Genomic DNA, 20,621 nt, shown 5'->3' with positions numbered 1-20,621 from the left:
CGGTCAGTCACCGGACGGGGTGACGAGCGTGAGACCGGCCTCGGCCGCCGCGGCGGGTCCGTCGTCGGCCGGCCGTGCCGCGGGAGCCGGGGCGGGCGGTCAGTCACCGGACGGGGTGACGAGCGTGAGACCGGCCTCGGCCGCCGCGGCGGGTCCGTCGTCGGCCGGCCGTGCCGCGGGAGCCGGGGCGGGTCTCGGCGCCGTGACCGGTCTCCTCGGTGTCGGCGGCGGTTTCCTGGCCGTGCCGGCGCTGGTGACCGTCCTCGCCGTGCCGATGAGCGCGGCGGTGGGGACGAGCCTGCTCGTCATCGTCGCCAACGCGCTCGTGGCCCTCGCGGCCCGGGCGACCACCGCAGTACAGCTGGACTGGGCGCTGATCCTGCCCTTCCTCGCCACGGCCGTCCTGGGGGCCTGGGACGGCCGGCGACTGGCCGCGAAGGTCTCCGCGCGGGCGCTCCAGCGGGTCTTCGGCGGCGTGCTGGTGGCCGTGTCCGCGGCCATGGGCGTCACGGCCCTGCTGTGAGCGGACCCGGGCAGGTGAGCGGAACTCAGGCCAGGGAGAGGAAGAGCTTCTCCAGCCGGGCCCGCATCTGCGCGGAGTCCTGCATCTCCGGGTCCTCGCCGGTCATGCACTGCTGCAGTCCGGTGGCGATGATCGAGAAGCCGGCGCGGTCCAGGGCACGGGAGACCGCGGCGAGCTGGGTCACCACGTCCTCGCAGTCCCGGCCCTCCTCGATCATCCGGATGACGCCCGCCAGCTGGCCCTGAGCCCGCCGGAGCCGGTTCAGCGCCGACTTCAGCTCCTCGGCCGACATGTCGAGTTGCACTCTTCCTCCTCCTGCACATACCCCCGCGGGTATCCTACCGTGGGGGGTGGACACTCCACCGAAAGGTTCCGTTCCGTGACGACCCCGACCGCCCTGACCACTTCGCAGGCGACGCACCGCCTCGGCGAGTACACCGTCATCGACGTGCGTACCCCCGGCGAGTACGCCTCCGGACACATCCCGGGCGCCCACAACATCCCCCTGGACCGCGTCGAGGAAGCCGCCCACGCCCTGCGGTCCGCGGCCGAGCGCGTGCCGCTGCTGATCGTATGCGCCTCCGGCGCCCGGTCCGCCCGGGGCTGCGTCCAGCTGGCGGCACTCGGCATCGACGCCACCAACCTCGACGGCGGCACCGGCGCGTGGGCGGCGGCCGGACACCCGGTCGAACGGCCCGCCGGGGCCAGGACCACCTGGTCGATGGACCGCCAGGTCCGCCTCGCCGCGGGAACCCTGGTCCTGCTCGGCTTCCTGGCCGGTCTGGCCTGGTCGCCCGCCCACTGGCTGTCCGGCCTGGTGGCGGCCGGTCTGGTCTTCTCCGGCGCGACGAACGCCTGCGGCATGGCCGCCCTGCTGGCGAGGCTGCCCCACAACAGGGCCCCGCGGGACGCCGTCGGGTTCGAGGCCACCCTGCGGGCCCTGACCGTCTGAGCGCACGGCCGCGTGAAGCCCGGAGCCCGGGCCCGGGCGGCCCGCCGGTCAGCGCAGACTCGTGCCGTACACGTGGTCCACGGTCAGCGTGAGCAGGACCCTCCGGTCGGCCACCATGACCGCGCGGTACTCGTCCCAGTCCGGGTGCTCCCCGGCCGCCTCGCGGTAGTAGTCGACCAGGGCCTGGACCTCGGGGCCGTCCGGGTCGGTCCCGGGGCCGACGAGGGTCACGGTGCCCTCGGCCGTCGCCCACGCCCGTCCGTCGGCGCTCGTCACCTCCAGGGCGGCGCGTGGATCGCGGCGCAGGTTGGCGGTCTTGGCCGTGCCCGCGGTCGTCGACACCCGGACGACGCCGGCGGACCGGTCGTACGAGGGAAGGACGGGGGAGAGCTGGGGGCGGCCGTCGGACTTGATCGTCGCGAGCACGCCCAGCCGGCTCTCTGCGAGCAGCGCGTGCGCGTCGAAGGCTGTGTCGGTCATGTATGGATCAACTCGCCGCAGGACGGCGTGTATTCCGCGTCCGCCGAGTGCTCCGGCCGCCCCCGCGCGCCCGGCGCCTCATCCGCCCCCGGTCCCGCTCCGCTCGTCGCCCGCCCGGTCCGGGTACCGCCCCGGTGCCTACGATGAGCCCATGGCCGAACGCGAGGGATTCCCCGCTGCGCGTGATGCGCACCAGCGCACCCCTGGTGCCCGCGAGCTCTCCGCGGCGGCGGGGGTGTTCGCGCTGCTCGCGGACCCCACCCGGCTGCACCTGGTGTGGCTGCTGACGCGGGGGGAGTCGGACGTGACCGCGCTGGCCGAGGCGTGCGGCGCGGCGCGGCCCGCGGTCAGCCAGCACCTGGCGAAACTCCGCCTCGGCGGCCTCGTCCAGCACCGCAAGGACGGACGGCGGGTCGTGTACACGCTGCCCGACGGCCACATGCGGCGGCTCGTCGTGGAGGCGATCAGCCACGCCGATCACCAGGTGTCGGGCGAGCCCTGGCACGACTGACGTCCGGGACGAGGGTGTGTCCCCAGGAACGCGGACCTCGCTCGGATCAACATGTGCGCACCTGTGCACATGTCGGTTACGGTGGTGCCCCCGGAGCCGAACGAGGGCGGTCCCCATGCTGTCCGTGCTGCGTCACCGCACCTACCGGCACCTCTTCGCGGCCCAGGTCGTCGCGCTCACCGGCACCGGCCTCGCCACCGTCGCGCTGAGCCTGCTCGCCTACGACCTCGCCGGCGACCGGGCCTCCGCGGTCCTCGGGACCGCGCTGGCGCTCAAGATGGTCGCCTACGTGACGATCGCCCCGGTGGCCGGCGCGCTCGCCGAGCGGATACCCCGGCGCGCCCTCCTCGTCGCCACGGACCTCACCCGTGCCGCGATCGCCCTGGTCCTGCCCTTCGTCACCCAGGTGTGGCAGGTCTACGTCCTCGTCCTGCTGCTCCAGGCCGCCTCCGCCGTCTTCACGCCGGTCTACCAGGCCACCCTCCCCGACGTGCTCCCGGACGAACGCTCCTACACCCGGGCGCTGTCGCTCTCCCGCATCGCCTACGACCTGGAGAGCCTGTTCAGCCCGGTGCTGGCCGCCGCCCTCCTGACGCTCGTCCCGTACGGAGGGCTCTTCACCGGCACCGCGATCGGCTTCCTCGCCTCGGCCGCGCTGGTCGTCTCCGTCCTGCTCCCCGGATCGGCCACCGGCGGACCCCCGACCGACCGACCCGCGACCGACGGCCCCGCGACCGGCGGACCCGCGACCGACCGACCCGCGACCGACGGACCCGCCACCGACCGACCCCCGACCGACGGCCCCCGGACCGACCGGGTCCCTCGCTCCGGCGGCCGATATGCCCAGGCCGCCTTCGGTACCCGGCTCTTCCTCGCCACGCCGCGGCTGAAGGCCCTCCTCGCGCTCGACCTCGTGGTGGCCGCCGGCGGGGCCCTGGTCCTCGTCGGCACGGTCGTGCTGGTGCGCGACACCCTCGGCCGCTCCGCCGGCGACGTGTCGATCGCGCTGGGCGCGTACGGCGCCGGATCCATGGCCGCCGCCCTGCTCCTGCCGCCCCTGCTGGACCGGCGCGGCGAACGGGGTCCGATGCTCGCCGCCGCGTTTGCGACCGTCGCGGTGCTCGCCGTGCCGGCGGCGACCGGCGCCTGGTCCTGGCCCGGCCTGCTCGCCGCCTGGTTCCTCGTCGGCGCGGTGGGGTCGGCGGTGCTGACGCCCGGCGGCCGGCTGGTGCGCCGCTCGGCGACGGGCGCCGACCTGCCGGCCGCCTTCGCCGCGCACTTCTCCCTCTCACACCTCTGCTGGCTCCTCACCTACCCGCTCGCGGGCCTCCTGACCGCGACGGCCGGACCGCGGGTCTGCGCCGCCGTCCTGGCCGGCGTCGCCCTGGCCGGCTCCGTCGCGGCCGTCCGGCTGTGGCCGCGTACGGACCCGGACGGGACGGCCCACGTCCATCCCGAGCTGGCGCCGGACCACCCGCATCTGGCTGGTGCGGGCGGGCCCCACGTGCACGGCTATCGCCGGGACGCCCTCCATCCGCGCGGACTCAGCCGGTACTCCCGGAGCGGGCGAAGCGCAGCGTGACGAGCTCGAACGGCCGCAGCCGCAGCCGCAGCGCCCCGTCCGTCACCCGCGCGATCCCGGCCGGGGCGTCCGCGAGGGGGCGCTCCAGGAGGTCGCAGACCTCGACGCCGACGGCACCGGTGGGGCCGAGAGCCGTCGTCAGCCGGACATCGGCACGCGCGCCCCGGGACTCGTAGAGCCGCACGACCAGGTCGCCGCTGCGGTCGTCGGCCAGCTTCACGGCGCTCACCACCACCCCGTCCTCGTCCAGGGCGACCAGCGGGGCGACGTCCGCGTCGCCCGGGACCCGGCGCTCCGGCAGGTTGACCCGGTACCCCTCGCGCACGGCGTCGCCCACCGTCGCGCCGGGCACCAGGGCGTGGCGGAAGCTGTGCACCCCCTGGTCGGTGTGCGGGTCGGGGAAGCGGGGGGCGCGCAGCAGCGAGACGCGGACCGTCGTCGTGGTGCCGCGGTCCCCGGCCCGTACCGTGCGCGTCACGTCGTGGCCGTACGTCGAGGCCGTCACCAGCGCGACGCCCCAGCCGGGCTCCTCCAGATGCACGAAGCGGTGGTTGCAGGCCTCGAACTTCGCCGCCTCCCAGCTCGTGTTGGTGTGCGTGGGCCGGTACAGGTGACCGAACTGGGTCTCGGACGCGTAGCGGTCCGCGTGGACGTCCAGCGGGAAGGCCGCCTTGAGGAACTTCTCCGTCTCGTGCCAGTCGACCTCGGTGCCGAGGTCGAGCCGCTTCACGCCCGCCTCGAGCGTGAGCGTCTGCACGACGCGCGAGGCGCCGAAGGAGCGGGTCACGCGGACCGCGACGGACCGCGGGGTGTCGTCGACGACGACCACCTCGTCGGCCTCCGTCAGATCGGTGACCGTGTTGCGGTAGAAGCGGTCGACGTCCCAGGCGTCCCACATGTTCGGGAAGTCGGGGTGGATCTGCAGCAGGTTGGCCGCGGTCCCGGGCGCGATCGCCTCCCGCCCCGCGGCGAGGTCGACCACCGAGACCACCAGGCCGCGCTCGTCCACCGCCACCCGCAGCAGTCCGTTGGACAGGACGTGACCGCCGCCCGGCCGGTCCGTCACGGCGCAGCCCCCGGGTGCCCGGTCCCCGGCCGCCGGCTCCGCGGCCACCGCCCGCGCGCCGCCCGCCGGCACCCCGGCCCGCGCGTGCGGCGCCGCGTTGAAGACCACCTCGCCACCCGCGGTGCCGTCCCCGGCCAGCGCCCGCTGCGCCCGCCGCACGATCCCGGTCAGCTCCCCGGCCACGGCGGCGTACGTCCGCTCCGCCTCCCGGTGCACCCAGGCGATCGAGGAGCCGGGCAGGATGTCGTGGAACTGGTGCAGCAGCACCGTCTTCCAGATCCGGTCCAACTCCGCGTACGGGTAGGGCGACCCGGTCCGGACGGTGGCGGTGGCCGCCCACAGCTCGGCCTCGCGCAGCAGGTTCTCGCTCGCCCGGTTGCCCTGCTTGGTCCGCGCCTGGCTGGTCAGGGTCGCCCGGTGCAGCTCCAGGTACAGCTCGCCCACCCAGACCGGCGGATCCGGGTACTCGGCCTGGGCCTCGGCGAAGAACTCGGCCGGCCGTTCCCAGCGGACCCGGGCCGATCCCTCCAGGTCCCGCAGGCGTGCGGCCTTCGCGATCATCTCGCGGGTGGTCCCGCCGCCCCCGTCGCCCCAGCCGGTCGGCGCGAGCGAGCGCCGGGCCCGGCCCTTGTCCTTGAAGTTCCTGACCGCGTGGGCGATCTCCCTGCCGTGCATCGAGCAGTTGTAGGTGTCCACCGGCGGGAAGTGGGTGAAGATCCGTGTGCCGTCGATGCCCTCCCACCAGAACGTGTGATGCGGGAAGGAGTTGGTCCGGCTCCAGGAGATCTTCTGGGTCAGCAGCCACTTCGAGCCCGCCGCCCGGATGACCTGCGGCAGTCCGCCGGCGAAGCCGAAGGTGTCCGGCAGCCACACCTCCTCGTTCTCGACCCCGAACTCCTCCAGGAAGAACCGCTTGCCGTGCACGAACTGACGGGCCATCGCCTCCGAGCCCGGCATGTTGGTGTCCGACTCCACCCACATGCCGCCGGCCGGCACGAAACGGCCCTCCGAGACGGCCTTCTTCACCCGCGCGTACACCTCGGGCCGGTGCTCCTTGATCCACGCGTACTGCTGGGCCTGCGACATCGTGTAGACGAAGTCCGGCTCGTCCTCCAGGAGCGCCGTCATGTTGGCCGCGGTCCGCGCGACCTTGCGGACCGTCTCGCGCAGCGGCCACAGCCAGGCCGAGTCGATGTGCGCGTGACCGACCGCGCTGATCCGGTGCGCCGAGGGTTCGGCGGGTGAGGCCAGGACGCCGGCGAGGCGCTCGCGGGCGGCGGCGGCCGTGCCGTTCACGTCCTGGAGGTCGACGGCGTCCAATGCCCGGTCGACCGCCCGCAGGACGTCCCAGCGCCGGGCCCCCTCCGGCGGCAGCTCCGCCATCAGCTCGCCGAGGACCTCCAGGTCCATCACGAGCTGCCACACCGTCTCGTCGAAGACCGCGAGGTCCAGCCGCTCCAGCCGGTACCGCGGCTTCGTCCCGGCCGTCTCCTTCTCGCCGAGGCCGGTCGGCCGGAAGGGGTGGTGGTCCATGATCATCGGATTGGACGCGGCCTCCACGTGCAGCAGCACCTCCTCGCCGCCCGCCACCGGCGCGCCGATCCGCACCCACTGGTTGCGCGGGTTGAGCCCCTTCACGGGGGACCCGTCCGGCCGGTACACGAGTCCCTCGCACTGGAAGCCCGGCATGTTCGCGTCGAAGCCGAGGTCGATCAGCGCCTCGACCGTCCGTCCCGCCCAGGCCTCCGGCACGCGGCCGGACACCGTGAGCCAGCTCGTGCCCCAGGGTGCTCCCCAGGCGTCACCGGCGGCGATCGGGGTACGCGGCGCGGCGAGGCCCTCGGCCACCGGCACCGGTTCGTCCGGCGCCGTCCAGATCCCGGCCTCCAGCGGCACCCGCTCCGGGTGGATGGCCGGCCTGATGCGCTCGTCGAGGACCCGCCTCAGCCGGGACTCGATCAGGCTGCGGTCGTCGTGCATGGCAGTCACTCCCTCGCGTGGGGTGTGCGGGTGAAGGTCCGTCGGGCGGGGCCGGGATCGTCGGCCGTGACCGTGAGGCCGATGCCGCGTGCGTTCAGATGCTTGCGGTCCGCGGCCCGCACCGCCAGTACGACCGCCGGTCGTACTCCGCGCGCGGCGCGCCGCGTCAACGCCCCGGTGACAGGCCCTGCCGGGGCCCGGGCCGACCGCTCCGGCGACCCGCCCGCGGGGCGGCGCCGGCGCCGCGGTGGAGCGCGGACGGACCGTGTGCCCGCTCCTCGGGCCGCCGCCACGACGCACCCGGCGAGCGCCTCGGCGCCCCGCGCGCGTCCGGAGGTCACCCGGCCGGCCCGGACCCCGCCGCCCGCGTCCACGAGCCGGAGGCGCGGGGGAGCCGAGCCGGCCGCGGCGCCCCGGTCAGGCCGACAGGTCCGCGACGCGGGGCGCCACCGGACCGAACAGGTCGGCCACCGTCGTCAGGGCCGCCCGCTGCAGATCGCGGGCGGCCATGACGTCGCCGTCCGGGGCGGCGAGCGAGCGGGTCGCCGTCGCCTCGGCCACCACCGTCGGACGGAAGCCGAGCTGGAAGGCGCCCTGGGCGGTGAACGTGACGCACAGGTGCGTCATGAACCCGGCCAGCACGAGGTCCGGGCCTGCGCCCCGGTCGCGCAGGATCTTCTCCAGATCCGTCCGGTGGAAGGCGTCGGGGAACTCCTTCACCACCACGGGTTCGCCCTCGGCGGGCGCGACCTCGGGGACGATGGCGCCGATCTCGGCGCGGACGTCGTACGGGGTCCCCGTGCCGCCGTCGTTGACGACGTGCACCACGGGTGCGCCCACCGCGCGCGCGGCGGCCAGCAGGCGCGCGCCGGCGGCGAGGGCCTCCTCGGCCCCCTCCAGGGCCATCACGCCGGTCCGGTAGGTGTTCTGGAAGTCGATCATGACGACGGTGGAGTCGGCGAGCCGGGGGAGCTCGTGGCCGAGGCCGATCACGTCGCGCAGGGTCGTGGAGACGGACATGGTTGTTTTCCTCTCGTCAAGGGTGAAAAGGGGCATGGCGCGGCGCGCGCACGCGCGGGCCGGSGTGCCGGGTCGGGGGTGCGGTCGCTCAGGCGGCGGGTCGGGCCGGGGTGGCGCGACCGGGCCGGGGTGGCGTGGTCAGGCCGGGGTGGTGCGGAAGCGGCGCCGGTAGGCGGCCGGGCTCGTGGCGATCTGCCGCCGGAAGGCACGGTGCAGGGTCTCCACCGAGCGGAGTCCGGTGGCCCGGGCCACGTACTCCAGCGGTTCGTCGGTGGTCTCCAGCAGGCGCCGGGCGGCCTCGACGCGCATGGCCTCCACGTACGCGGCGGGGGTGGCCCCCGTCTCCTGGGTGAAGACACGGGCGAAGTGACGTTCGCTCAGGCACATGCGTGCCGCCAGGGCGGCCGCCGACAGGTCCGCGTCCAGATGGTCGGCGACGTACAGCCGGAGCGCGTCGATGTCCCGGCGGGACGCCGCCGGACGGCTGAGCGGGACGCTGAACTGGCTCTGGCCGCCCTGGCGCTTGAGGTACACGACCAGGTGCCGGGCCACCGTGAGTGCCAGGTCCTCGCCGTGGTCCTCCGCGACCAGGGCGAGCGCGAGGTCGAGGCAGGCGCTGATGCCCGCCCCGGTCCACACCCGGCCGGAGCGGATGAAGATCGGGTCCGGGTCGACGGTGACCTCGGGGTGGTCGGCGGCGAGCCGGGCCGCCGTCGACCAGTGCGTGGTCGCGGCCCGGCCGTCCAGGAGGCCCGCCGCGGCGAGCAGGTGCGCGCCCACGCACACCGAGGCGATCCGCCGCGCGTGCGGCGCGGTCTCCCCGACCCACTCCACCACCCGCGGATCGATCCGGGGCCGCGGATCGTCCGGGTACCCCTCCACCGCGCCGGGCACCAGGAGGGTGTCCACCGCGGCGCCGACGTCCGCGAAGCCGAGATCGGTGACCAGGCGGACGCCGGCCGAGGTGGCCACCGCCTCGCCGGCCGGCCCGGGCCCGGCCAGGCGGACCTCGTAGCCGGCCCGGCCCGCGGACTCCCGGTTGGCCAGCGCGAAGACCTCGGCCGGGCCGGTGACGTCGAGCAGGTCGACGTCGGGGAAGACCGCGATCACGACGCGGTGACTGATCTGGGGCATGTGCCCATCGTTCGCCCTCGACCCGGTGACCGCAATGACGGGCTTCTGTCACATCCGGACATCCGGACATCCGGACATCGGGCGTCCGACACCGGGGGTGGCTCGGGCTCCCGGGCCGGGGCTCTCCGGACGCGCGTACCACCGTCGAGGGTGCGGCCGGCCCGGGCCGCGTCCGTGGAGCCGCTCGCGGCTCCGCGCGACGGGAACCCTTGACGCGCGGCGGATGCGGAGGAAAATACTGAATACACCAGAAACCAGAGCGAGCCGCACCCGACGGCGAAGACGTTCGCCGCCCCGCGTGACCCCCTCGCGGCTCTGGCCAGGCCCCCGGCGGTCCCTCCCGGGCCGGGCTCCCGACGACGGTCGAGGACCCTCGGCGCGGTGACGGACCACCGGGGGACCGCGTGTCCGGACTCCCCGCGACCAGTCGGACCCCCATGGAACCCCTCGCCGCCGCCCTGATCGACATCGACGGGGTGCTCACCGTGTCCTGGAAGCCGCTCCCCGGCGCCGTCCGGGCCGTGCGGTCGCTGCGGGATCGCGGCCTTCCGTTCGCGCTCGTCACCAACAACACCTCGCGGACGCGCGCCTCGATCGCCGGGAGGCTCGCGGCCGAAGGCTTCCCCGTCACCGCCGGCGACATCCTGACCGCGCCCGCCGCAACGGCCTCGTACCTGCGGGAGCACCACCCGGGCGCGCGCTGCCTGCTGCTCACCACCGGGGACGTCCGCGACGACCTCGACGGCGTGACACTGGTCGGCGAGGACGGTCCGGCGCCCGAGGTGGTCGTCCTCGGCGGCGCCGGCGACGCCTTCGCCTACCCGGCGCTGAACCGTGTGTTCGGCCTGCTCCAGGACGGCGCGCACCTCGTCGCCATGCACCGCAACCTCTACTGGCGCACCTCCGGTGGTCTCGACCTCGACACCGGGGCCTTCCTCCTCGGGCTGGAACGCGCCGCGCGGGTGGAGGCGGTGGTGACCGGCAAGCCGTCCGCCGCCTTCTTCGCCGCCGCCCTCGCCCGTCTGGAGGTCCCTGCCGCGCAGGCGCTCATGGTGGGCGACGACATCGTCTCGGACGTCCTCGCCGCCCAGCGGGTCGGGATCACCGGCGTCCTCGTCAGGACCGGCAAGTACCTGCCCGAGACGCATCGTTCGGCCGACGGGACGCCGGACCACGTGCTCGACTCCGTCGCCGACCTGCCGGCCCTGGTCGAACGACTCGCCCCGGGCGGCGCTTCGGGGGCATGAGGGCGGCAGCGCCGCCTCCGCGGCCGGGCAGGCGGCCGTCGGGGCGTGATCCACCGGGCAGGAGCAACGCGTCCGCCGAACAGGGCTTGTGTGGTGCATGAGGTTGGTGTGATGAATGAGGTGTGAGGTGCAGGTGTGACGGACAGTGGCCGACCGGTTCGGAATTGTCGGTGGCGTGACGTAGAAACGTGAAGTGGGGGAACCGCTGAAGGGTCGAAGGGGACGGGTCGTGCAGACACACGCGGGGCGGGGGTGCGTCGACCGCGCGCCCTTCGTCGGGCGGCAGGCGGAGCTGGACCGGCTCGGCGCCCTCCTGGACAGGATCGACGCCGGGGGGCCGGCCGACCCCCGCGTCACGGCGGTCGACCTCACCGGCGAGGCCGGGGCGGGCAAGAGCCGGCTGCTCACCGAGTTCGCGACGCGGGCGCGAGCCCGCGGCCTGACCGTCCTGCGCGGCCGTGCCGTCGACGACGGCGACGCGGGCCCCTTCCAGGTCTTCACCGACGCCCTCGGCGACCTGGAGCACACCCACGAGGACGACCCCGCCTCCGGCCTCGGCGCCCTGCTCGGTGCCGGTGCCGGTGCCCAAGCGGGCGCGGTGCACGGCATCACGTTCGTGCCGGGCGACTCCGCCGGAGCCGCCGGACGGTCCTCGCTCCTGCGCCGCGCCGCGACGGAGCTCGGCCGTGTCCCCGGCCCCGGCCTGGTCCTCCTCCTCGACGACCTGCATGGAGCCGACGCCTCCTCCCTGGAGCTCCTCGACCATCTCCTCAGGCACCCGGTACGAACGCCGTTCCTGCTCGTCGCCGCCCGGCGCGAGCGGCAGACTCCGCCGGACCTCGCCGCCGCCCTGGCCCGCGGCATCGACACGGGCGCCGTCACCCGCGTCACCCTCGGACCGCTGGACCGCCGCGACTGCGTCGAGCGGCTGGCACCCGGCCTCCCGGTCCGGCAGGCCGAGGAGGCGTACACCGCGAGCCGGGGCAACCCGCTGTACTTCCTCGCCCTCGTCCACGCCCGCACCTGCTCGGGCACCACCGGCCCCGAGGCGCACCTGCTCGGCGAACTCGCGCCGCTGCCGCCCCTGCAGCGCGCCGTCGTCGAGGCCGTGGCGGTCCTCGGTGACCAGGCGACCCCCGAACTGGTCCGGGCGGTCACGGCCGCCGGCGCCGACGACCTCGCCGAGGCCCTGCGCCAGGTCGCGCGCCGCGATCTCGTCCGCCCCGACGGCGGCGGCCACCACCTGCTCCCGCGCCATCCCGTCATGCCGCAGCTGGTGCGACGGGCCATGGACCCCTGGCGGCGCCAGGAGTTCCACCGCAGGGCGMCGGCCGAACTCGCCCTGGCCGGAGCCGCAGCGGCCGAGCAGGCGCGCCACCGGGAGCACGCGATGACCCGCTGGGACCCCGAGGGCGCCGCCGTCCTGGTCAGGGCAGCCGCCGAGACGGAGGCCACCGCCCCGGGGCGCGCCGCCCGCTGGCTGGAAGCGGTCCTCGGACTCCTGCCGGACGCCTCCGAACACCGCGCCACCCGAAGGGAGTTGACGCTGCTCCGGGCGCGGGCACTCGGTGCCGCCGGGCGGGTGGAGGAGAGCCGCGACCTGCTCCACCGGCTCATCGACGGCGGTCCGCCCGCCCACGGCGGCGAGGCGGACCGCCGGGAGCACGACCGGACGGGCGGCGCCCCCGACGGCGGGTCCGATGCGCGCGACGGCGGCGGGCGCGACGACGCGGACGACCTGCGGATCTCGGCCGTCCTGCTCTGCGCCTTCATGGAACGCCACCTCGGCCGCTACCCCGAGGCCGACGCCCTGCTCCGCCGCGAACTGGAACGCGTGCCCGGGCCCCGGCCCGCCCGGCGCCTCGGGCTCGTCGTCGAATGGGGCTGCCGCGCCCTCTTCGCCACCCGCTACCCCGAGGTCCGCGGCGAGGTGGCGCGCGTCCTGGCCGACGCCCGGGCGCGCGGGGACGACCCGGGCGCGGTGGAGGCGCTGACGCTGGCCGCCCTGGGCGAGGCCTACGAGGGCGACATCCCGGCGGCCCGCTCCCACGCCGACGAGGCGGCGGCGCTGGTCGACGTGCTGACCGACGGCGCGCTGGCGGCCCACTGCGAGTCGCTGGTCAGACTCGGCTGGAGCGAGGTCTTCCTCGACCGCTACTCCGACGCGGAGCGCCACAGCGCGCGGGGGATCGCCATCGCCCGGCGCGGCGGGCGGCCCTTCGCCCTCTCGCAGCTCCTGATGTGCGCGGCGTACGTCCGCTTCACCACCGGCCGGGTCGCGGCGGCCCTGGAGCTGGCCGACGAGTCCCTGGCGGTCGCCCAGACGCTGGGCGGGGCGGAGCTGCTCGGCTTCACCCGGGCGACCCGGGCCGCGATCCTGCTGCACGCCCGGCCGCTGGGTGATCCGGCGGGGCCGGCGGCGGCCGAGGAGGCCGCCGCCACCGTGAGCGGCGCCGAGGGCTGGTGGGCGATCCAGGCGCGCTCGCTGCTCGCCTACGCCATACCCGCGGGCGAGGACCCCGACCGGGTCCGGGACGTCCTGACGCGCTCCGGAGGCGGCCGGGACCTGCCCCGGATCCAGTCCTCCGTCCGGCCGAGCCTGCTGGAACTCCTGGTGGCCGCCGACCTGGTCGCCGGCGACCAGGCCGAGGCCGAGCGGGGTGCGGCCCGCGCGACCGAACTCGCGGAGCGGCTCGATCTCCCGGTCCAGCGCGGGGCGGCCCTGCGTGGCGTCGGCCGGCTGCAGGCGCACCGGGGCGACCCGGCCGCGGCGGCCCGCTCCTTCGCGGAGGCGGCGCGGCTCAGCGCGCGTTCCGGCGCGACCCTGCGGGAGGCGCAGAGCCTGCTGCTCGGCGCCCCGTTCGCGAAGGCGGCGGGCGACGGACCCGGGGCGGCCTCGATGTGGCGCAGGGGCCGCCGGCTGGCCGCGGACGGCGGCGCGCGGATGCTCGCCGACCTGGCCGAGCGGCTGCGCCCGGCGGTCTTCGGGCCCGCGCCGGCGGCAGCCCCGGGCCCCGCGGAACCGGCCGGCCCGCGTCCCCCCGCGGCGGGCGGCGCGCCCGCCCGGGACGACCGGCTGGCCCGGCTGACCCCGCGTGAGCGGGAGATCTCCGCACTGGTGGCGGAAGGGCTCACCAACCAGGCGGTGGCCGACCGGCTGGGCCTGAGCCCCCGGACCGTCGAGAGCCACGTCGCCCGCGTCTACCGCAAGACCGGGGTGGTGACGCGCGCGGCACTCGCCTCCCTGGTCGTGCGGGGCGGCCTGGCCGCCGGCGACGGCCCGCCGCCGGGCAGGACCGGTCAGTCCTCCTGCGGGTAGGCGGCGATGACCTTGCCCTTGGGGTCCGCCTTCAGATAGCCGGAGCCGTAGTCGTCGGAGAGGTAGACGCTCATCCCCGCGCCCGTCTTGAAGATGGTGGACGGCGTGTTCACCACGAGGTAGCGGCTGGTGGGGTTCTTGACCCCGAGCTCCTTGTCCGCCCGCTTCATGAGCGCCGGGACGGCGTCCCAGTCGAAGTCGGCGAGATCGACCGCCACGGTGCCCGACATGACCGTGCCGCCCGAGCCCTCCTTCACGGCGACGTCGCCGCCGCGGTAGCTGAACGAGTCGTACCGCTTGGTGCTTCCCTCGACCAGCGCCTCGGCGAGCACGTACTCCGGGTACACCACGAAGCGGGTGACCTTCGTGCCGCCCATGACGGGCTTCAGCTTGGCCACGGCGTTCTTGATGCCCTCGGCCGTGAGCAGGTCGGTCTTCACCGGGTCGTCGTCGGCCGCGTCCACGGGGGTGTCCGCCGAGGCGTCCGACGACGGCGTGGCGGAGGAGGACGGTCCGGTGGCCGAGGTGGTGGGGCCGCGGTCCTTGGCCTCGTCGCCGGTCCCCTTCCGCCCGTCCCAGTTCAGGTAGCCGATCGGCAGCGCCACCGCGAGCAGCACGGCGAGGGCCGCGCCGACCAGCCGGCCGGTCCGGCGCCGGCCCCCGGGCACCGTGGCGGTGGGCGCGGAGGACGGGAAGGGCGGAGGCGTCGGCGCGGCCGGCCCCCCGTAGGACGGGAACGGCGACGGCGTCGCATTCCCGGCCGGGCCCGTGACGTAGCCCTGGCCCGGGGCCTGGCCCGCGGCGGGCGGCGCCAGATGGAACGACGTCCGCGCCCCGGACCGCGGGTCCCCGGCCGCGGGGGCGGCGTCGGCCGGCCGGCCGGCCGACCTCGGGTCGACCGGACCGCCCGCGCCCCCTGCCGAGCCCGTCGCACCGGCCCCCTGACCGGTCGGTGCGACGGGCTCGGCGACGGCGGCCAGCGCGAGGTCGAGCGCCTCGGCGTCCGGGCGCGCCGCCGGATCACGGACGAGCAGTGTGGCCAGTACGGCGCCGAGCGGGCCGGCCTGGCGGGGCGGAGGCACGTCGTCGGAGAGGACGGCCGCCAGGGTCGCCAGCGTGTTGGCGCGGCGCAGCGGATGCCGGCCCTCCACCGCCACGTACAGGAGCATGCCGAGGGACCACAGGTCGCCGGCGGAACCGCCGACGCCGCCCCGGACCCGCTCGGGCGCCATGTAGTCGGGCGAGCCGATGACGGAGCCCGTGGCCGTGAGGCTGGTGGACTCGCGTACCGCGGCGATCCCGAAGTCCGTGAGCACCGGCCGCCCGTCGGGGCGCATCAGCACGTTCGCCGGCTTCACGTCCCGGTGCTCGATGCCGCGCGCGTGGGCCGCCCGCAGCGCCGACAGCAGGTCGCGGCCGAGCCGGGCGGCGTCGGCCGGCGCCATCGTGCCGCGCTCCAGCCGGTCGTGCAGCGAGCCGCCGGTCACCAGCTCCATCACGAGCCAGGGGTACGTGCCCTCCCCGCCGTCCACGATGTGGTGGATCGTCACGACGTTCGGGTGGTCGACCTGGGCCAGCGCCCGGGCCTCGCGCAGCACCCGCTCGCGCAGCGTCCGGGCGGCCTCCGGCTCGTACTCGGCCATCGCCGGGTCCGGCGGCCTGACCTCCTTCAGCGCCACCTCCCGGTGCAACGCCAGGTCACGGGCGCGCCACACCGTGCCCATGCCGCCCCCGCCGAGCCGCTCCACCAGCTCGAAGCGGCCGTCGATCACTCTGCTCACGTACTCTCCCGCGTCCTGTCACCGGCGTTCGCGGCCGTGGCCCGCCGATGCTCCTGCGTGCATGCCCGCAGCCGGTCGAGCTTGGCGCGCAGGTCCGTGGCTCCGGACTCCGTCGCGGACCCGCCCCCCGGACCGGGTGTGGCGCCGAGCCCCCCGGCCCGTACCCCGCACTGTAGGAGAAGGAGGGTGGCGGTCTGCGCGGCGGTGGTGTCCCCGGCCTCGTGGGCCGCGACCACCTGGTCGCAGAGGGCTCCGAGAGCGGCCATGGCCCGGGCCTCCGACCCCGGTCCGGCCGCCCCGGCGGCGTCCGGGGCGCAGAGCAGTGCCCGGGCGCGGGACAGCAGCGCCTTGCCGTGGCTGCCGGCCAGTTCGTGCAGCTCGGCCGCCCGGGCGAAGTACGTCTCGGCGCAGTGGCCGGCGTCGCCGCGGTGGTCGAGCGCCAGGGCGTCGAGCGAGTCCGCCTCGTCGCCGGGGGAGAGCCGGCCTCCCGTGCCCTCGACGGCCGCCGCGGCCCGGCGCCACGCGGCACCCGCGTCGGGATGACCGGCCGCGGTGAGCATCCGGGCCCGGGCGAGCAGGGTCCCCACCGTGTCGAAGCCGGTCACCGGACACCTCTCGGCGCACGCCGGCGGGCTTCCGTGACGTCCTCGGCGGGGCCGGCTCCGGCGATGCTCTCGAACGCTGTCAGCGGGCCCATCCGTGTTCCTGCTCGGGGGAGACGTGCGGTGGTCGGCCGGCACTGCGCACCGGTCCCGCCGCGGAGCCTTTCACGCCCGGGCGCGCGCCCACATCCGTAGAACTACGGAACTTCGCCGACGGGCCGGCCCCGGCTCCCGTCCCGGCCCTGTCCGGCGACCCCGCCGGGCGGGCGCCCCCCACGCCGGCCCGGCGAAGTGAGTAGCGGTACTCATGCCGCCCACCGCCCGCGGCGGGACCATGGCCGACGGGAGCCGCCCGGACGGCTCGGAGGGGGTTGGCATGAGCAAGGCGGCAGGTGTGTTCGTGGTCGCGGGAGCCGCGGTCCTGGCCCTGGTGACGGCGTACGCGGTCGGGGCCCCGCCCGCCCTGGTGCTCGGTGTCGGAGCCGGCGTCCTCGGACTGCTCTGGCTGCTGCTGCTCCTGACGGCGCCCTGGAACCTCTACTTCCGCGCCCATACGGTGCTGGCCGAGATCGCGATCAGCCGGCGGAAGGGGCTGGAGGTCCCGAAGGAGCGTGACGCCGAAGCGGGCCGCATCGCCCGCGTGACGCTCCGCCTCGCCGTCGCGGGCCACCTGGCGACGGCCGTCGCGGTGGGCGCGGTCGCGTGGGCGAGCGGACGGGAAGCGGGCTACTGGTTCGCCGGGTTCTTCCTGCTCAGCACCTTCTTCCGGCCCGCGGGCGCCTACTTCGCCCAGTTGCGCCGGCGGCTGGGTGGGCTGCTCGTGGAGGCGACCCATCCCCGCGACGACGTGGTCGAGCTGCGCGGCCGGGTCGACCAGGTGGAGAACGGCGCGCGGGTCCTGGAGGACCGCACCGAGGAGCACTACCGGACCCTGGCCGAACTGCGCCGCGCGGTCGACGCGCTGGCCCTGTCCACCGACCGGCGCGCCGACGACACCGACCGTCGCATCGCCGTCATGGCCCGGGAGTTCGAGGCGACGATCGACCGCCTCACCGACAACGAGGAGATCATCGCCGGACTCAAGGCGTTCCTGCGCCTGCTGCGTGCCACCGACACCGCCGACGGCACGGGGCGCCCGGCCGCCGCCCCCTGACCCGCGGGGATCGTCCCGGGGTGTCCCGCCGGTCCCGCCGGGCTTCGGCGAGGCCGGCAGGACACCCCCGAGGCACCTCACAGCGGGCCGGGGGCCGCTGTGTGACGCGTGTTACGGACCAAGATCAGCCCGGTTGACACAGATGTAACGGGCATTTCCTACGGTCGTGGCACGAACGGTTCCACAGAGAGGCCCCCGGTGACGCCAGAGGACACGCGCGAGCCGCGCACCGGACCCGACCAGGTGCGGACCGTCTGCTCGTACTGCGGTGTGGGCTGCGGAATGATCCTCGACATCGGCCGGGGACCCGACGGCCGCCGGACGGTCCTCAAGGCGACCGGCGACAAGGAGCACCCCGCCAACTTCGGACGCCTGTGCACCAAGGGCGCCACCACCGCCGACATGCTCGCCGCGCCCGGACGGCTGACCACCGCGCTGGTGCGGGAACGCCGCGGCGAGGCCCCCGTCCCCGTCTCCACCGACCGGGCCATCGCCGACACCGCCCACCGCCTGCGCGCGATCGTCGACCGGCACGGCCCGGACGCCGTCGCCCTCTACGTCTCCGGCCAGATGAGCCTGGAGGCGCAGTACCTGGCCAACAAGCTGGCCAAGGGATTCCTCGGCACGAACCAGATCGAGTCCAACTCGCGGCTGTGCATGGCGAGCGCGGGCACCGGCTACAAGCTCTCCCTCGGCGCGGACGGCCCGCCCGGCTCCTACCAGGACTTCGAGCACGCCGACCTCTTCCTGGTCATCGGCTCCAACATGGCCGACTGCCACCCGATCCTCTTCCTGCGCATGATGGAGCGGGTCAAGGCCGGGGCGAAGCTGATCGTGGTCGATCCGCGGCGCACCGCCACCGCCGCCAAGGCCGGTCTGCACCTGCGCGTCAGGCCGGGCACCGACCTCGCCCTCCTCAACGGGCTGCTGCACCTGCTGCACGAGAACGGACACACCGACCCGGAGTTCATCGCCGCGCACACCGAGGGCTGGGAGGCGATGCCCGCCTTCCTCGCCGACTACCCGCCCGCCACCGTCGCGGAGCTCACCGGCATCCCCGAGGAGGACATCCGCACCGCCGCCGCCTGGATCGGCGCGGCCGGGGAGTGGACCAGCTGCTGGACCATGGGCCTCAACCAGTCCACCCACGGCACCTGGAACACCAACGCCCTGGTCAACCTGCACCTGGCCACCGGCGCGATCTGCCGCCCCGGCTCGGGCCCCTTCTCCCTGACCGGCCAGCCGAACGCCATGGGCGGGCGCGAGATGGGCTACATGGGCCCGGGACTGCCCGGTCAGCGCTCGGTCCTGGTCGCCGAGGACCGTGCCTTCACCGAGGATCTCTGGGGCCTCGCGCCCGGCACGCTCCGCGAGGACGGCTCCGGCCGCGGCACCGTCGACCTGTTCCGCCGCATGGCGGACGGCGAGATCAAGGCGTGCTGGATCATCTGCACCAACCCGGTCGCCTCGGTCGGCAACCGCCGCACCGTCATCGAGGGCCTGGAGGCCGCCGAACTCGTCATCACCCAGGACGCGTTCGCCGACACCGAGACCAACGCCTACGCCGACGTGATCCTGCCCGCCGCGCTGTGGACCGAGACCGAGGGGGTACTGGTCAACAGCGAGCGCAACCTCACGCTCGCCTCCCCGGCCGTCGACCCGCCCGGCGAGGCCCTCGCCGACTGGCGGATCATCGCCCGCATCGCCGGCGCTTTGGGCCACGGGAAGGCGTTCGCCTACGAGAGCGCCGAGGAGATCTTCGAGGAGATCACCCGCGCCCGGAACCCGAAGACGGGCTACGACCTGACCGGCGTCACGTACGAGCGGCTGCGGGACACCCCCGTGCAGTGGCCGGCCGCGCCGGGCGGCCCCGACCGCAACCCGATCCGCTACCTGGACGCGGACGGCGCGGGCCCGGTTTTCCCCACGCCGAGCGGCCGGGCCGTCTTCCACGCGCGCCCCCACCTCGACGCGGCCGAGATGCCCGACGACGACCACCCCTTCGTCCTCAACACCGGCCGCCTCCAGCACCAGTGGCACACCCTCACCAAGACCGGCCGGGTCGCCAGGCTCAACAGGCTCGACCCCGCCCCGTTCGTCGAGATCCACCCCGAGGACGCCGAACGCCTCGGCATCGCGGAGGGCGACGCCGTGGAGATCACCTCGCGGCGCGGGAAGGCGGTCCTGCCGGCGGTCGTCACCGACCGCGTCCTGCCGGGCTGCTGCTTCGCGCCGTTCCACTGGAACGACCTGTTCGGCGAGTACCTCAGCGTCAACGCCGTCACCAACGACGCCGTCGATCCGCTCTCCTTCCAGCCCGAACTGAAGGTGTGCGCGGTGGCCCTGACGAAGACGGCCGCGCCGGGACCGGCACCCCGGCCGGCGGCGGCGCCCGGTGCGGCCGCGCCGGGCGGATCGCCGGTGCCCGCCGCCGTCCAGGCGGTCGTCGTACCCCAGGCGGCGCCTTCCGGTGTCTCCGCCGCCTTCGGGCTCGAACCCTCCCCACCGCCCGTCCTGAGCGCGGAGGAACGGCAGTATCTCGTCGGCTTCCTCGCCGGCCTGGAAGCGGGCGCCCCGGGCGTCCCCGTCCTCCCGCCCGGCGCGCCGTTCCGCGAGGAGCACGCCCGCTGGGTCGACGGCGTCCTCGCCGGCCTGTACTCCCGCGCGCCGCGGGCCGTCCCCTCCGGGCCGGGACCGGCCGTCCCGGCGTCCGCCCGCGAGATCGTCGTCCTGTGGGCCTCGCAGACCGGAAACGCCGAGGACTTCGCCGCGGCCACCGCCGACCGGCTCGTGGCGGCCGGGCACCGGGCCGCCCTCGCCGGCATGGACGAGACGGACCCGTCCGCCCTGCCGCCGGCGGCCGACCTGCTGCTGATCACCAGCACCTTCGGCGACGGCGACGCCCCCGACAACGGCTCCGGCTTCTGGGACGCGCTCGCCGGCCCGGACACCCCGCGCCTCGACGGACGCCGGTACGCGGTGCTCGCCTTCGGGGACTCGTCGTACGACGACTTCTGCGGTCACGGACGGCGCCTCGACCAGCGCCTCGACGAACTCGGGGCCGTACGCCTCGCACCGCGGACCGACTGCGAACCCGACTACGAGCCCTCCGCCGAGGCATGGCTCGACCAGGTCCTGACCAGCCTGACCGACGTGCCGCCGCGGACCGCGCCCGCACCGGCACCGGGCCCCGCCCCCGCCGCGCCGCGAGGTGATCTCCACGGCGTCGCCCTCCGCGATGCCGAGGCGTTCGGCGTCCTCGGGGTGGATC

14 protein-coding genes and 1 pseudogene are annotated in these 20,621 nt (G+C 75.5%); 8 read left to right on the top strand and 7 right to left on the bottom strand.

The features are described 5' to 3' along the window. Positions 1 to 523 (top strand): TSUP family transporter (locus EAO71_RS34930; RefSeq protein WP_147981848.1); only part of this gene is annotated, 523 nt, incomplete at its 5' end. A gap of 25 nt (positions 524 to 548) precedes the next feature. Here EAO71_RS34930 and EAO71_RS34925 read toward each other — a convergent pair. Next, a complete protein-coding gene (locus EAO71_RS34925; protein ID WP_147981847.1) occupies positions 549 to 827 on the bottom strand; it encodes a metal-sensitive transcriptional regulator in 279 nt (92 codons plus the stop codon). A 75-nt stretch (positions 828 to 902) separates the two neighbouring features. On the opposite strand from EAO71_RS34925, the gene EAO71_RS34920 reads away from it, so the two are divergent. Continuing rightward, on the top strand, positions 903 to 1,475 hold the full coding sequence (locus tag EAO71_RS34920; protein ID WP_147981846.1) for a rhodanese-like domain-containing protein: 573 nt from the start codon (positions 903 to 905) through the stop codon (positions 1,473 to 1,475). Between the two features lie 48 nt (positions 1,476 to 1,523). Here the strand turns inward: EAO71_RS34920 and EAO71_RS34915 are convergent, their stop codons facing one another. After that, on the bottom strand, positions 1,524 to 1,955 hold the full coding sequence (locus EAO71_RS34915) for a PPOX class F420-dependent oxidoreductase (RefSeq protein WP_147981845.1): 432 nt from the start codon (positions 1,953 to 1,955) through the stop codon (positions 1,524 to 1,526). 151 nt (positions 1,956 to 2,106) lie between these two features. Between EAO71_RS34915 and EAO71_RS34910 the strand changes: the two genes are divergently transcribed. Then, positions 2,107 to 2,466, top strand: coding sequence for an ArsR/SmtB family transcription factor (locus EAO71_RS34910; protein WP_147981844.1), 360 nt, complete (start codon positions 2,107 to 2,109; stop codon positions 2,464 to 2,466). 115 nt (positions 2,467 to 2,581) lie between these two features. Continuing rightward, the gene (locus EAO71_RS34905) at positions 2,582 to 4,048 is read left to right on the top strand and encodes an MFS transporter (RefSeq protein WP_147981843.1); all 1,467 of its coding nucleotides are present in this window, start codon (positions 2,582 to 2,584) and stop codon (positions 4,046 to 4,048) included. Here EAO71_RS34905 and EAO71_RS34900 read toward each other — a convergent pair. From EAO71_RS34900 to EAO71_RS34890, 3 genes are all read right to left on the bottom strand, one after another. Next, positions 4,011 to 7,094, bottom strand: a complete 3,084-nt coding sequence (locus EAO71_RS34900) for an alpha-mannosidase (protein WP_147981842.1) — start codon at positions 7,092 to 7,094, stop codon at positions 4,011 to 4,013. The genes EAO71_RS34905 and EAO71_RS34900 overlap by 38 nt on opposite strands. A gap of 417 nt (positions 7,095 to 7,511) precedes the next feature. Beyond that, a complete protein-coding gene (locus EAO71_RS34895) occupies positions 7,512 to 8,114 on the bottom strand; it encodes an isochorismatase family protein (protein WP_147981841.1) in 603 nt (200 codons plus the stop codon). Between the two features lie 138 nt (positions 8,115 to 8,252). Continuing rightward, a complete protein-coding gene (locus EAO71_RS34890) occupies positions 8,253 to 9,248 on the bottom strand; it encodes a GlxA family transcriptional regulator (RefSeq protein WP_147981840.1) in 996 nt (331 codons plus the stop codon). Between the two features lie 437 nt (positions 9,249 to 9,685). Between EAO71_RS34890 and EAO71_RS34885 the strand changes: the two genes are divergently transcribed. Both EAO71_RS34885 and EAO71_RS34880 read left to right on the top strand, forming a co-directional pair. Further along, positions 9,686 to 10,495 carry an HAD-IIA family hydrolase gene (locus tag EAO71_RS34885; protein ID WP_147981839.1) on the top strand — a complete coding sequence of 270 codons (810 nt, stop codon included), beginning with the start codon at positions 9,686 to 9,688 and terminating at the stop codon, positions 10,493 to 10,495. A 229-nt stretch (positions 10,496 to 10,724) separates the two neighbouring features. After that, a complete protein-coding gene (locus EAO71_RS34880) occupies positions 10,725 to 13,814 on the top strand; it encodes a helix-turn-helix transcriptional regulator (protein WP_147981838.1) in 3,090 nt (1,029 codons plus the stop codon). Here EAO71_RS34880 and EAO71_RS34875 read toward each other — a convergent pair. Continuing rightward, positions 13,796 to 15,538, bottom strand: a complete 1,743-nt coding sequence (locus EAO71_RS34875; RefSeq protein WP_459112789.1) for a serine/threonine-protein kinase — start codon at positions 15,536 to 15,538, stop codon at positions 13,796 to 13,798. The two genes, EAO71_RS34880 and EAO71_RS34875, sit on opposite strands and share 19 nt — an antisense overlap. Positions 15,539 to 15,591: 53 nt before the next feature. Then, positions 15,592 to 16,200, bottom strand: coding sequence for a hypothetical protein (locus EAO71_RS34870; protein WP_147981836.1), 609 nt, complete (start codon positions 16,198 to 16,200; stop codon positions 15,592 to 15,594). A gap of 373 nt (positions 16,201 to 16,573) precedes the next feature. On the opposite strand from EAO71_RS34870, the gene EAO71_RS34865 reads away from it, so the two are divergent. After that, positions 16,574 to 17,350 carry a hypothetical protein gene (locus EAO71_RS34865; protein WP_147981835.1) on the top strand — a complete coding sequence of 259 codons (777 nt, stop codon included), beginning with the start codon at positions 16,574 to 16,576 and terminating at the stop codon, positions 17,348 to 17,350. A 282-nt stretch (positions 17,351 to 17,632) separates the two neighbouring features. Continuing rightward, a pseudogene (locus EAO71_RS34860) lies at positions 17,633 to 20,554 on the top strand (molybdopterin oxidoreductase family protein); the annotation flags it as partial. Positions 20,555 to 20,621 lie beyond the last annotated feature (67 nt).

Source organism: Streptomyces sp. MS191 (genome assembly GCF_008042125.1).
Taxonomy (GTDB): Bacteria; Actinomycetota; Actinomycetes; order Streptomycetales; family Streptomycetaceae; genus Streptomyces.
The sequence above is the reverse complement of the archived record's forward strand: the minus strand, read 5'-3'. Positions and strand labels throughout refer to the sequence as shown.

What these genes read in the sequence shown, in the direction of transcription:
- EAO71_RS34915 (WP_147981845.1), bottom strand. Translation starts at nt 1,955, where the DNA reads ATGACCGACACAGCCTTCGACGCGCACGCGCTGCTCGCAGAGAGCCGG.
- EAO71_RS34910 (WP_147981844.1), top strand. Translation starts at nt 2,107, where the DNA reads ATGGCCGAACGCGAGGGATTCCCCGCTGCGCGTGATGCGCACCAGCGC.
- EAO71_RS34905 (WP_147981843.1), top strand. Translation starts at nt 2,582, where the DNA reads ATGCTGTCCGTGCTGCGTCACCGCACCTACCGGCACCTCTTCGCGGCC.
- EAO71_RS34900 (WP_147981842.1), bottom strand. Translation starts at nt 7,094, where the DNA reads ATGCACGACGACCGCAGCCTGATCGAGTCCCGGCTGAGGCGGGTCCTC.
- EAO71_RS34895 (WP_147981841.1), bottom strand. Translation starts at nt 8,114, where the DNA reads ATGTCCGTCTCCACGACCCTGCGCGACGTGATCGGCCTCGGCCACGAG.
- EAO71_RS34890 (WP_147981840.1), bottom strand. Translation starts at nt 9,248, where the DNA reads ATGCCCCAGATCAGTCACCGCGTCGTGATCGCGGTCTTCCCCGACGTC.
- EAO71_RS34885 (WP_147981839.1), top strand. Translation starts at nt 9,686, where the DNA reads ATGGAACCCCTCGCCGCCGCCCTGATCGACATCGACGGGGTGCTCACC.
- EAO71_RS34875 (WP_459112789.1), bottom strand. Translation starts at nt 15,538, where the DNA reads ATGGGCACGGTGTGGCGCGCCCGTGACCTGGCGTTGCACCGGGAGGTG.
- EAO71_RS34865 (WP_147981835.1), top strand. Translation starts at nt 16,574, where the DNA reads ATGAGCAAGGCGGCAGGTGTGTTCGTGGTCGCGGGAGCCGCGGTCCTG.